Origin of the sequence: Faecalibacterium hominis (ex Afrizal et al. 2022) (genome assembly GCF_049545105.1) — a bacterium.
Taxonomy (GTDB): domain Bacteria; phylum Bacillota; class Clostridia; order Oscillospirales; family Ruminococcaceae; genus Faecalibacterium; species Faecalibacterium duncaniae.
Genome location: NZ_CP186860.1, coordinates 1,556,215 through 1,568,935, shown reverse-complemented (window position 1 = coordinate 1,568,935; position 12,721 = coordinate 1,556,215). Strand labels below are relative to the sequence as shown.

Below are 12,721 nucleotides of genomic sequence, written 5' to 3'. Positions count from 1 at the left end.
CTCGCAACCTGCTGAAAAGCAGTCTTTTGAAATAAAACTTTTCTTCTTCTGCTTGATTTTTAGTGCAAAGTGCGCTATATTGAAATTGCGAAAACGATTTAGGATTCGTTCGGAAGCCCTGAGCGGGTCTCTGTGAGGGAGGGCGGCGAAATGTCATCCTTAAAAGATCTGGCGCGTGAATGCGGTGTCTCGGTGGCAACGGTGAGCAAAGCGCTCAATGGCCAGTCGGACATCTCTGCTGCGACCCGCGACCGTGTCCGCGAGGCGGCCCGCCGGATGGGCTATGTGCCCAATATGGCGGCCCGCGCGATGAAGACCAACCGTACCTACAACCTTGGCGTTCTGTTTGTGGACGAGCGGCAGAGCGGTCTGGCCCATGAGTACTTCTCGGCGGTGCTGGACAGCTTCAAGGTGCAGGTAGAAAAGCTGGGCTATGATATCACCTTTGTCAACCGAAACCTCGGCGGCAGAACAATGACCTATCTGGAGCACTGCCACTACCGGGGCGTGGACGGAGCGGTGATTGCCTGCGTGGATTTCAACGATCCGCAGGTGGTGGAGCTGGTCAACAGTGATGTGCCGGTGGTGACCATCGACCATGTGTTCAACAACCGGATGGCGGTCCTTTCCGATAATGTCAACGGACTTTCGGCTCTAGTGCGGTACGCCTACGCCAACGGCCACCGCCGCATCGCCTTTATCCATGGCGAGCGCACGGCGGTGACGGAGAATCGGCTGGCGGGCTTCTACAAGAGCTGCGCGGAGCTGGGGCTGCAGGTCCCCGAAGAATATGTGCGCAGCGGTGTGTATCACGATCCCGACCGCTGTGCCGAGGAGACCCGGGCCCTGCTGGCACTGCCCCAGCGGCCCACCTGCATCCTCTTCCCCGATGACTTCTCGGCCATGGGCGGCTGCATCGCTCTGCAGGAAGCGGGCCTGAGCATCCCGGAGGATATTTCCGTGATGGGATATGACGGCATTTACCTCTCCCGCGTGATGAAACCCCAGCTGGTGACCTGGCAGCAGAACACCAAAATGCTGGGCCGGATGGCAGCGGATAAGCTGGTGCAGATGATCGAGCATCCCCGTGTGACGCTGGCCGAGCAGATCCCGGTGACAGGAAAACTGCTGGAGGGCGGCTCGGTGCGCAGCATCGAATGAATGGGTTGGATTTGGTTCCGGGCGAACCGGAGCCTTGAATTTGAAACGCTTTTTCACGAAAACCATTGAAGGAGGTTTTTCATTATGAGAAAGATTTCGCGTCGTAATTTCCTGCTGGCTTCCGGTGCAGTTACCATCAGTGCAGCGCTGAGCGCATGCGGCGGCTCCTCTTCTTCTACCGGCGCGGCATCCTCTGCCGCAGCCTCTTCCGCCGCTTCCGCTGCTCCGGCAGCTCAGGGCAAGGTGCTGAATATCTGGTGCTGGAACGACGAGTTCCAGGGCCGCTTCAATAACTATTATCCTGAGGTCGCCTCCATCGCTGAGGACAAATCCACCACCACCCTGAAAGATGGCACCGTTGTCAAGTGGACCATCAACGCCAACGAAAACAACAACTACCAGAATAAGCTGGATGAGGCCCTGCTGAATCAGGACTCCGCCGCCGATGATGACAAGGTAGATATCTTCCTGATCGAGGCTGACTACGCACTGAAGTATGTGGATTCCGATTACGCGCTGGATGTCAAGGCAGACATCGGCCTGACCGATGCCGATCTGGCCGGTCAGTACCAGTACACCAAGGATATTGTCAGCGTGGACGGCAGCCAGCGCGGCACCACCTGGCAGGCGACCCCCGGTCTGTTCGCATACCGCCGCAGCATTGCCAAGGAAGTGCTGGGCACCGATGATCCCACCGAGGTGCAGAGCCATCTGTCCGATTGGGATAAGTTCAACGAGGTGGCTGCACAGGCCTATGCAAAGGGCTACAAGATGCTGTCTGGCTTCGATGATGCTTACCGCACCTTCTCCAACAACGTGGACGCTCCCTGGGTGGACGGCACGACCGTCAAGGTAGACCCCAACATTATGAAGTGGGTCGATCAGACCAAGGAGTACACCGATAAGGGCTACAACAACAAGTCCAGCCTGTGGGACAGCCAGTGGGCAGCCGATCAGGGCCCGAGCGGCAAGGTGTTTGGCTTCTTCTATTCCACCTGGGGCATCAATTTCACCCTGCTGGGCAACTCTCTGGAGACCCCTGTGGCCGAGGGCGGCAAGGAAGAAGTGGGCAACGGCATCTACGGCGATTACGCAGTCTGCGAAGGTCCTCAGCCCTATTACTGGGGCGGCACCTGGATCTGCGCGGCAGCCGGTACCGATAATACCGATATCATCCGCGACGTGATGCAGAAGCTGACCTGCGACGAAGCCATTATGAAGCAGATCACCCTGGATACGCAGGATTACACCAACAACGAGAAGGCCATGGAAGAGATCGCAAACAGCGATTATGCCTCCGACTTCCTGGGCGGCCAGAACCATATCGCCCTGTTTGCAGAAGCTGCAAAGAAGATCGACATGTCCAACGCAGGCCCGTACGATCAGGGCCTGAACGAGAGCCTCCAGAATGCCTTCAAGGATTACTTTACCGGCACGGTGGACGAGGATACCGCAAAGGCAAACTTCGAGACCGCCATCAAGGAAAAGTACCCCGAGCTGACCGATGTGGTCTGGCCCGCATAAGCGCAGCCGGAACCTGAAAACCTTTTGAACCGAATCTGAATGGGGCGGGCCGGACGCTGATCCCGCCCGCCCCGTTTTGCTTTGGGCAGTGTACGTCAGGAGGGCAGTTACTATGGGAGCAAAACCAAAGAAGAACGGCTCAATCAGCTATGCAAAGTGGGGCTATATCTTCATTGCACCGTTCTTCCTCATCTTTGCGCTGTTCCAGCTCATCCCACTGGGGTCTACGATCTATTACAGCTTTTTTGAATATTACCGCAGCGGCCTGAAGATCATCGGCCCCACCTTTGTGGGCCTGAAGAACTACATCACCCTGTTTGCAACCGACCTGCCCAAATACTTTGGCAACACGCTGCTGCTCTGGATCATTGGCTTCATTCCGCAGATCGCCATCTCGCTGCTGCTGGCGGCCTGGTTCACCGACCTGCGCTTGAAGCTGAAGGGCCAGACCTTCTTCAAGACAGTCATCTACATGCCCAACCTCATTATGGCTTCGGCATTTGCCATGCTGTTCTTTGCCCTGTTCTCGGATAACGGCCCCGTGAACGCTGCACTGGTGGGCATGGGCATCCTCAAGGAGCCCTTCAGCTTCCTGAACAGTGTCTGGGGCAACCGCGGCCTTATCGGCCTGATGAACTTCCTGATGTGGTTCGGCAATACGACCATCATGCTGATGGCGGCCATCATGGGTGTGGACCCCACCCTGTATGAGGCAGCGGAGCTGGACGGCTGCACCCCGAACCAGATGTTCTGGAAGATCACCATCCCGCTCATCCGGCCGATTTTGGTCTATGTGATGATCACTTCGATGATCGGCGGCCTGCAGATGTTCGATGTGCCGCAGATCCTGACCAACGGCAAGGGCGGCCCCGACCGCACCTCCACCACCATGATCATGTACCTGAACAACCACCTGTTCAGCAAGAACTACGGCATGGCCGGCGCGGTCTCGGTGGTGCTGTTCCTGGTGTGCGCAGTGCTCTGCGTGATCGTTTACATGGCCCTGACCAAGGAGGACGACGGCCTGAGCAAGGCCGAGCGCAAGGCCCGCAGGCAGGCGGCCAAACAGGTGAAGGGAGGAAAAGCATAATGTCACACGCAGTCAAGACAAGATCCGAAAAAGCGACCCTTGCGGCCCGCCGCACGGTGTGCTATGCGGCGCTGGTGCTGCTGAGCTTTTTATGCCTGTTCTTCTTCTATGTGCTGGTCATCAATTCCACCCGCACCCATTTTGAGATCCAGAAGGGCTTTTCCTTTCTGCCGGGCAGATCCTTGATGACCAACCTGAAAAACGTGCTGTCGGATGCCAACATCCCGGTGCTGACTGGTGTGCGGAACAGCCTGATCGTGTCCGGCTGCTCGGCTGCCCTCAGTGTCTATTTTTCGGCCCTGACAGCCTACGGCATCTACGCCTATAACTTCCGGTTCAAAAAGGCGGCGTTTGCCATCATCCTGCTCATTATGACCATGCCGACCCAGGTCTCGGCGCTGGGTTTCCTGCAGCTCATCACGAAGATGGGGCTGAAGAACAGCTTCATTCCCCTCATCATCCCCAGCATTGCGGCCCCGGCGGTGTTCTTCTTTATGAAGCAGTATCTGGATGCCAGCCTGCCCATGGAGATCGTGGAAGCCGCCCGCATTGATGGCGCAGGGGAGTTCTACACCTTCAACCATATCGTGCTTCCCATTATGAAGCCCGCTCTGGCGGTGCAGGCCATCTTCTCCTTTGTGTCCAGCTGGAACAACTACTTCATCCCCGCACTGGTGCTGGATACGGCAGACAAAAAGACCCTGCCCATCCTCATTGCACAGCTCCGCAGTGCCGACTTCCTCAAGTTCGATATGGGCAAGGTCTATATGCTGGTGGCCATTGCCATCCTGCCTGTGATCATCGTTTATCTGCTGCTGTCCAAGTTCATCGTCCGTGGTGTTGCACTGGGCGGTGTCAAGGGCTGAGCATTCCGTTCTCTCCTTTGAAAAAAGCACCCGCAGCCAGCTGGCTGCGGGTGCTTTTCTATCCTCTCGTGCTCAGTCGGCTTTGGCAATGCGCTGCATCGCAGTGGAAGCAACATGCTTCTCCTTGATGGCGCGGAGCTGGGCCATGTGGTCGGTGTTTACGTGGGCCTGCTGCTGGGCTTCGGAGTCCCACTCCTCAACGATGAGCAGCTCGTCCGGGTCGGCGGCGCTCAGGTAGTAATCGTAGCGCTCAAAACCGTCCTCCTGCTGGACCTTTGCCAGAATGCCGGCAGCGGCAACCTCCTGCAGAAAAGCGTCCCGCTGGCCGGGGAGCATACGGTAGGTGACCAGAAGCATCATGTGTTCCATGGTGAAATCTCCCTTATAATGTTCCAATGTGTGTTCTTTTAGACAAAAGCCGCCGGAAATCGCTTCCCGGCGGCTTTTGCTTATTAGGAGGATCAAAAGATGATCCCTGGAGAACTTAGTTCAGGATGGTCTGCTCGGTCTCGACATCAAAGAGGTGGACCTTGTGCGGATCGAATGCAACGCGGACGGTGTCTCCGTTGCGTGCCTTGGAGGTGGGAGCGACACGGGCGGTCATCTTGTTGCCCTTGTACTCCAGGTACAGGTAGATCTCAGCGCCCATCATTTCGGACACATCGACCTGAGCCTCCAGGTGGCAGTCGGGGTGCTTTGCCATAAACTCGGGCTCGTCGTCGATATCCTCAGGACGGATGCCCATCTTGACCTTCTTGCCAACGTAGGAATCCAGCTTGCCGTCAGCGGTCTTTTCCTTGGGCAGGGGGATGGTGTCGCCGCCCAGGTCAATGGCGTACTGATCGCCGTTCTTGGTCACGGTGCCGTCCAGGAAGTTCATCTGGGGGCTGCCGATGAAGCCGGCAACGAACATGTTGCAAGGCATATCGTACAGGTTCTGCGGGGTATCGACCTGCTGGATGATGCCGTCCTTCATAACAACGATGCGGTCGCCCATGGTCATAGCCTCGGTCTGGTCATGGGTAACGTAGATGAAGGTGGTAGCCAGCTTCTTGTGCAGCTTGATGATCTCGGTGCGCATGCTGGTACGCAGCTTTGCATCCAGGTTGGACAGGGGCTCGTCCAGAAGGAAGACTGCCGGGTTACGAACCATTGCACGGCCCAGAGCAACACGCTGACGCTGGCCGCCGGACAGAGCCTTGGGCTTGCGGTCCAGCAGGTGCTCGATCTCCAGGATCTTGGCAGCCTCGTGAACGCGGCGGTCGATCTCGTCCTTCGGGGTCTTGCGCAGCTCCAGACCGAACGCGATGTTCTTGTAAACGGTCATGTGGGGGTACAGAGCGTAGCTCTGGAACACCATGGCGATATCACGATCCTTGGGGGGAACGTCGTTGATCAGGCGGCCGCCGATGTACATTTCGCCCTTGGAGATCTCCTCCAGACCGGCGATCATGCGCAGGGTGGTGGACTTGCCGCAGCCAGAGGGGCCGACGAAGATGATGAACTCCTTATCCTGGATCTCCAGGTTGAAGTCGGTAACAGCAGGAGCAGTAGCGCCCGGATAGATCTTGTAGATGTGCTGGCAGCTAATCGAAGCCATAGGTCATTGCCTCCATTAAAATTTTTCTATGTTACGGCACCTTGACGGTGCACGCTCTCGTTGGTATTATAATAACAGATAACTTTGTGATATAAAATAGCATTTTATTGATTTGAGGTGTCAGATATTGCTTTATGATTGGACAAGCACCGCAGCCCTTGGCGTGGTGCGGGATATCCAGCCCAAAGAACCCCTGACCCTGACCGGCGAGGGGCTGTGGGTCTGCCTGATCTCCAGCGGCAGATGCACTGCCAGCCTGACCGATGTCTCGCCCTCCCCGGCGGGCAGCGCACTGATCCTGCCGCCCCAGAGTGCGGCGGCGGGCCATCTGGTGCTGAGCCGCGCCCCGTTGACCCTGACCCCGGAAGGGGAAAGCCACCTGCTCTGCATCCAGCTGACCGGGCAGGCGGCGGTGCAGTTCCTTGCCGGGCTGACGGAGCTGCCGTTCCTGGCCCGGGGCGAGACCTGCCCCGCCGCCGCAGAGCTGCTGGGCCGCCTTGCCGCCGAGGCCGACACACCCCGCAGCCGGGCCGCCAGCCAGCTGGCCTTTGCCCTGCTCTGTGAGCTTGCGGGGGCCGACAGCGCCGCCCCGCCCCTGCCGCCGCTGGTGGAGGCCGCCATTGAGGATATCCGCCAGAACTACGCTGGCCTGTACGGCGTGGAGGAGCTCAGTGAGCGGCTGGGAGTCTCCAAGAGCCACCTTGTCCGCACCTTTACCGCCGCCGTGGGGGTGCCCCCGGGGCGCTACCTGACCACCGTGCGGGTGGAAGCTGCCATGCGGCTGCTCCTGCACCGGGAATACACGCTGGATGTCATTGCCAGCCTGTGCGGCTTCTCAGGGGCCAACTACCTGTGCCGGGTGTTCAAAAAAGAGACCGGCCAATCCCCCGCACAGTGGCGGGCCTTGGCCGGTCAGACAGCGCGGCCCCTCAGCCCGGCGGAAAGCCAGCGGGAGCAGGCACTGTATATTTAAAATGTTCAGGAGCCGGGGCAGCACCCGGCTCTTTTCCGTGGAGGCGTTCAGCTGCACACAGACTGCGGGCGCTTGAGCAGGAACACCGTCAGGGCCAGCGTGATGGCCTCGGCGGCGGGGAAGGCCGACCACACGCCGTTCATGCCAAACAGGGCGCTCAGGAGCAGCGAGCAGGTGACGATGGCGGCCACGCCCCGGCTGACCGAGGTGATGGTGGCCTCGGTGGGGCGGTTGACCGCACCCAGATAGCCCGCCGCAACAATATTGCAGCCTGCAAAGAAGTAGCCCAGGAAGTAGATGCGCATACCGCTGTGGGCATATTCGGCCATCAAAGCAGAGCTTTCGCTGTTGAAGAGGGCAACAAAGGTATCGGTAAAGCCAAACACGGCACCATACAACACCGCCGCCAGCGCCAGCGCGGTGCCGCAGCCCAGCAGAAGCAGCTTTTTTGCCCCGGCCATCTCGTTTTTGCCGTAGCACTGGCTGATCAGCGGCTGGGCACCCTGGGCCACGCCGTTGAAGATGGCTGTTGCCACCAGCGCAAAGTTTGCCACCACGCCGTAAGCGGCCACGCCCACGTTGCCCGCCAGCCGGAGCAGCAGGAAGTTGAACACGGTGGTGGTCACGGCAGAGGAGAGCTCCCCGACAAAACCGGAGATACCCAGCTGGCAGCTCTGCACCAGCAGCCGGGCCGAGGGGGCCTGCCGGACAAAGGTGAGCGTGTTGTTCTTTTGAAAGAAGTGGCGGCTGCAGATGGCGATGCTGAGCACCGGCGAGATGGCGGTTGCCAGCGCCGCGCCGGGCAGGCCCAGCCCCATGGGGAAGATGAAGATGTAATCGAACACTACATTGAACAGGCTGCCGCTCAGGGTGGCCACCATGGCAAGGGACGGGTCGCCGTCGTTGCGGACGAAGGCCGAGAAGATGTAGTTGCACATGAAGAAGGGCGTGAACAGCAGGAAGATGCGGGTGTAGTTCAGGCCCAGCGCCACGATGTCCGCATCGCCGCCCATGAGCTGCAGAAGCGTGCCCGGGCAGAACGCGCCCGCCAGCATGAACGGGATGGCGATCAGGCAGGCGCAGAGGATGGCGTTGGAAAAATACCGCTGCGCCCGCGCCTCGCCCTGCGCCTGCAGGATGGCGTACCGGGTGGCCGCACCCAGGCCGATCATCGAGCCGAAGGCAAAGATCAGGTTGTACATGGGCAGGCAGAGGTTCAGCAGGGTCACGCCGTCGGTGCCCGCCGCCTGGGCAATGAAATAGGTGTCGGCCAGAATATAACACGATGTGCCGATCAGACCGAAAATATTCTGCGACACATACTTGAAGAACTGCTTTGTCAGGTTCATGGGAGCTTCCTTTCCGCAGGGAGAGTAGGGGAGTGAAACATAAAAACGACTACTACTATATCATAAAACTTGGCATATTTCAACGAAAAAGCGAGAAAACACGCCATCATTTCCCAAACGGAACACTTCTCCCCGGGGCGATGCGCTATCCGAAAATGTTATACAAACACTGCTGCTTTTGTGCAACTCGCCAAAGATGCTTTTGGGTTATTGACAAAAAAAAAAAAAAAGTTTTATGATTTTTGTGTAAGTTGCCACATAAAAATAGAAGAATCGGCAAACCAGTCGAAAGGCTGCGGCGCAAAGCTAAAGGGCCTGTAATATGGCAGCCAGCTGCACTTTCTCAACCATACCGCACATGGGCATCACCTCAAGGGGCGGTAGATTCCCAAAGTACAAAACGCAGAGCGTTGTACCAGCCATTTGGCCGGTGCGGCGCTCTTTTTGCTTTGTGCGGGCATGGTTATATTTTGGGAGTAATTCATAAAAGGAGGATTTTTATGAGATTGAAACGTGTGATCAGCGCCGCCTTGGCAGTGAGCATGGCAGTTTCCATGATGCCTGCTACTGCGGTTTCGGCGTTTGCAGCGGGAACGAGCACCAATACTGCGGAGACAACCACTGTTACTGGCAAGAATAGCACCGAAAGCGAAGCAGAAACCTCTGGTTATTGTGGTGCAGAGAATCAGGAAGAGAGTGTTCAGTGGAAATACGATGAATCTACAAAGGTTCTGACTATTTTTGGCAATGGCCCAATGGCAGATTATGAGGGAATTGCTGATACGGATGTTGGCACAGACAATGATCTGCGTCCATGGAAACCCTATCTCAACCAGATTACAGAGGTACATATTGAGGAAGGCGTTACTGCGATTGGCAATAGTGCATTCCGTGGGATGAAGGCTTTGAAAAAAGCTAATATTCCTGCCAGCATTCAGCATTTGGGTGATTACATCTTCCGCCATGATGAAGTATTGGAAGAAGTAATCTGGGCAGAAGGATTTGAAGCGGCTGAAACTACTGACGTGGATTCAAACCAGAATGTATATACAGGAAAATATTTGCCTACAAGTATGTTCGATTTCTGCTCTGAACTGGGCAAGGACAAGGAACTGACTGAATGGCTTCCCAAGAGCTTTGAAGGTGTTGGCTGTGCGGCAGTTCGAGGAACACAGTTTACAGTTGATTTTGATAACTGGAGCAATCTGAAATATATTGGTGCGTATGCTTTTTCAATGATGCGGAATCTGGAAAGCTTTACTGTTACAGATGACATCGAGTTTGGATTAAGAAAAAACCCACAGGTTCCGGATGGGACTTCTAATGCACTTCAAGGTTCTGGTTTGAAAAAAATGATTGTTAGGACCGAAAAACTTCCCTATGCAATTGTGCGGGGTTGTGAGAAATTGAGTGTGATTGATTTGGGAAGCAACCCTACAATCATTGGAGATTCTGAATTCGCAGGGACTGCTATTGAGAAAATTGACATTCCGAAGAGTGTGACAAAAGTTGATGCATGGGCGTTTGCAAATTGTCAGAATTTGAAGAGAGTGACCTTCTACGGTGAAACCGCATTGCATCATGTTCCTTTCCCAGCATGTGGCATTGAAACCTTTATTATTGAAGAAGGCGCAAAAATTACTAGCGATGATTCTAATCCCTTCCGAGAACAACCGACAGGTTCTTATCCGGCTGTAACCTCTTTGAAGAACGTGGAAATTCTTGGCACATTGAATACTAGTCGGACAGATATGACGACAGAAACTCTTTGGAAAAATATGTTCTCTCCTAGTGAACAACTCAAAGAAGTTACTGTGAGCGATGCAAACCTGCAATATGTAAAAGCTGAGACTTTCCCGAAGATGGAAAATCTGAAAGTGGTTGGCGATGATGCAACGTTTGAAGCATCGCTTGCGGGATGCACCAACCTGAAAACCGTTGACCTGACCGGCTGCAAAAAGATTGCCAGCTATGCAGCTGGCTGCTTTGGTGATGGTATGAATGATTCTACTGTCATCTATGTCAATGATGCAAGTGCAATTCCGGGGAGTGACACTGGCATTTCGAATCGTCACGGTATCGTTATGGTTGTTAAGGGCGGTACAGTCAATACGGATAAGACCGGTTTTGACAGTGTAACCAAGGCTGGATGTACCGCAAAATGGTATGAGGACGCTAATTGCCAGATTGAAACCAAGGATACTACCCCCGTAACTGGTAAAACCTATTACGCCAAGTGGAAAGTCATCCCCGTTGCCGCAACGATGACTGCAACCACTTCCAAGAGCGCCTATCTGGTCAATACCCCGGTTGATGTGAACATTACCGTTAACCCGGGCACCTATGGGGCAGAGATTCACAAAGGTAAAGTTGCTCTGACCTACGGCGACGAAGTAGAGAAGGTGGAGCTGGACGGCAAGGAACTGACCGAGAAAGAATACACTGTTCAGGAGCTGGCTCAGATGATGAAACTGACTTCCCGAAGCAGTAATATCAAAGCAACCCTGAATGTGACCTACAAAAAAGTCGGCAAGTTTGATTTTAACGTTGCCCTGAAGGACGCAAATGGTGCCCAGATTTGTGCTGATGGCACTCAGGTCGTTGTTGCCGAAAAGGCCGCCGAACTGACCCCTGCAACCGAGCTCTACACCCTGACCGTTAAGAATGCTGATGTTACCATTAAGAATGGTGACGAAGAGATCAAGGCTGAGAAGAACGACAAGGGCGAGCTGATCGCCAAAGTGCCCGAAAAGGCTGACGTGACCGTGACCTACACCAGCCAGAGCGATGCCGTTGCATTTGACCAGTGGACTATTACCACCGATGAAACGCTGGATGTGGATGTCAAGAACAACCCCCTGAAGTTCCAGATGCCTGCCGGTGGCGTGACCATCGAAGCCATGACGAAGGATGCCTCCATTGAGGAGGACGAGCCCAACATTCTGGGCACCGCCGCAGTAGTCGGCACTGCCGCTGCTGGCACCGCCATTCTGGCATGGCAGGGCTACCAGCTGGGCACGGAGCTGTACCTGAAAACCGCTCTGCCCGCCGGTACTGCCATCCCCACAAACCGTGCCGAGCTGGCCCTGCTGGTGTGGAACCATGCCGGTAAGCCCGCACCCGCCGCAGTTCTGCCCGCCGATGCCACCGATACCCAGAAGGCCATTGCCTGGGCTGTGGAGAACGATTTGCTCAAGGCCGCAAAGGACAACGGCGAGACCTATGTGGATACCGATTCCGTGAGCCGTGTCGAAGTGATCCGCGTGTGGAATAAGGCACAGGAAAAGTAAACCCCACCGTCATCCCTTCGGGATGCCACCGCCCCTAATAGGGGCGGCCTTGGCAAAAAGGTGAAACTATCCGCCATGCCAAGGGCCCCCCTATTAGCGGGGGCTGTCGCTGAAAGCGACTGGGGGGTTGCCCCCACAACCGAACCATTCTCTATTCCCAAATAACCTGTGGAAGCGCCCTGCCGGGGAACCGGTGGGGCGCTTCTGCATAGGGGCGGGAGCCGAAACCGCCGCTTTTTCCGCTCTAGCGCCGTGGTTTTTATTGACAAGCTCCCGGCTTGCTATTATAATAGAACAGTCATAATAGCATTCGTGCGCGGCTTTGCGGCTGCGTCAATCCAATAGACAAGGAGAAGATCCAAAATGGCACAAGAAATCAAGATGTCCGCTTCCGGCCTGAAGGCGATGCAGGACGAACTGGAATACCTCAAGACGGTCCGCCGCAAGGAGCTGGCCGAGGAGATCAAGGAAGCCCGCAGCCACGGCGACCTTTCTGAGAACAGCGAGTACGATGAAGCCAAGAACACCCAGGGTCTGGTGGAGAACCGCATCACCGAGCTGGAGCAGATGGTCAAGAACGCTGTGATCATCGACGAGAGCGAGCTGAGCGTGGACAGCGTTGCTGTTGGCACCCACGTTTCCATCAAGATGATCGGCGATGATGAGGCCGAGGAGTACGATATCGTTGGCCGCACCGAGGCTGACCCCATCAACGGCAAGATCAGCGACGAGAGCCCCGTGGGCCACGCTCTGCTGGGCAAGGCCGTGGGCGAGAAGGCTGAGGTCCTGCTGCCCTCCGGCCAGACCGTCGAGTACGAAGTGCTGGCCATCACCCACGCCGCAAACTGAGCCTGAACGGGAGGAAACC

General features: G+C 56.1%; 10 protein-coding genes and 1 riboswitch. Of the genes, 7 read left to right on the top strand and 3 right to left on the bottom strand.

Features of this window, described 5'->3' with window-relative positions; genetic code table 11:
- Positions 1-150 precede the first annotated feature (150 nt).
- The 4 genes from ACKXGA_RS07545 to ACKXGA_RS07530 all read left to right on the top strand — a co-directional run bounded on the left by ACKXGA_RS07545 (position 151) and on the right by ACKXGA_RS07530 (position 4,641).
- Positions 151-1,161, top strand: coding sequence for a LacI family DNA-binding transcriptional regulator (locus ACKXGA_RS07545; protein ID WP_097773341.1), 1,011 nt, complete (start codon positions 151-153; stop codon positions 1,159-1,161).
- Positions 1,162-1,245: 84 nt separating this feature from the next.
- Positions 1,246-2,685, top strand: coding sequence for a twin-arginine translocation signal domain-containing protein (locus ACKXGA_RS07540; protein WP_097773342.1), 1,440 nt, complete (start codon positions 1,246-1,248; stop codon positions 2,683-2,685).
- 112 nt (positions 2,686-2,797) lie between these two features.
- A complete protein-coding gene (locus ACKXGA_RS07535; protein ID WP_097773343.1) occupies positions 2,798-3,775 on the top strand; it encodes a carbohydrate ABC transporter permease in 978 nt (325 codons plus the stop codon).
- Entirely contained in the window at positions 3,775-4,641 is an 867-nt protein-coding gene (locus tag ACKXGA_RS07530; protein ID WP_005935355.1) for a carbohydrate ABC transporter permease, read from the top strand. Before ACKXGA_RS07535 ends, ACKXGA_RS07530 begins: the two co-directional genes overlap by 1 nt.
- Before the next feature lie 72 nt (positions 4,642-4,713).
- Here the strand turns inward: ACKXGA_RS07530 and ACKXGA_RS07525 are convergent, their stop codons facing one another.
- Both ACKXGA_RS07525 and ACKXGA_RS07520 read right to left on the bottom strand, forming a co-directional pair.
- The gene (locus ACKXGA_RS07525) at positions 4,714-5,010 is read right to left on the bottom strand and encodes a putative quinol monooxygenase (RefSeq protein ID WP_035394851.1); all 297 of its coding nucleotides are present in this window, start codon (positions 5,008-5,010) and stop codon (positions 4,714-4,716) included.
- A 115-nt stretch (positions 5,011-5,125) separates the two neighbouring features.
- A complete protein-coding gene (locus tag ACKXGA_RS07520) occupies positions 5,126-6,241 on the bottom strand; it encodes an ABC transporter ATP-binding protein (protein WP_005935358.1) in 1,116 nt (371 codons plus the stop codon).
- 127 nt (positions 6,242-6,368) lie between these two features.
- Here ACKXGA_RS07520 and ACKXGA_RS07515 point away from each other — a divergent pair, with 127 nt between their 5' ends.
- On the top strand, positions 6,369-7,214 hold the full coding sequence (locus ACKXGA_RS07515; protein WP_423729208.1) for a helix-turn-helix domain-containing protein: 846 nt from the start codon (positions 6,369-6,371) through the stop codon (positions 7,212-7,214).
- Between the two features lie 47 nt (positions 7,215-7,261).
- Here the strand turns inward: ACKXGA_RS07515 and ACKXGA_RS07510 are convergent, their stop codons facing one another.
- On the bottom strand, positions 7,262-8,563 hold the full coding sequence (locus ACKXGA_RS07510) for an MATE family efflux transporter (RefSeq protein WP_423729207.1): 1,302 nt from the start codon (positions 8,561-8,563) through the stop codon (positions 7,262-7,264).
- Positions 8,564-8,828: 265 nt separating this feature from the next.
- Positions 8,829-8,904, top strand: a riboswitch (cyclic di-GMP riboswitch).
- Between the two features lie 159 nt (positions 8,905-9,063).
- Between ACKXGA_RS07510 and ACKXGA_RS07505 the strand changes: the two genes are divergently transcribed.
- Both ACKXGA_RS07505 and greA read left to right on the top strand, forming a co-directional pair.
- Complete coding sequence (locus ACKXGA_RS07505; protein ID WP_423729206.1) at positions 9,064-11,853, top strand: leucine-rich repeat protein; 2,790 nt, start codon at positions 9,064-9,066, stop codon at positions 11,851-11,853.
- 363 nt (positions 11,854-12,216) lie between these two features.
- Positions 12,217-12,702: a transcription elongation factor GreA gene (gene greA / locus ACKXGA_RS07500; RefSeq protein ID WP_097773349.1), complete on the top strand. Its 486-nt coding sequence runs from the start codon at positions 12,217-12,219 to the stop codon at positions 12,700-12,702.
- Positions 12,703-12,721 lie beyond the last annotated feature (19 nt).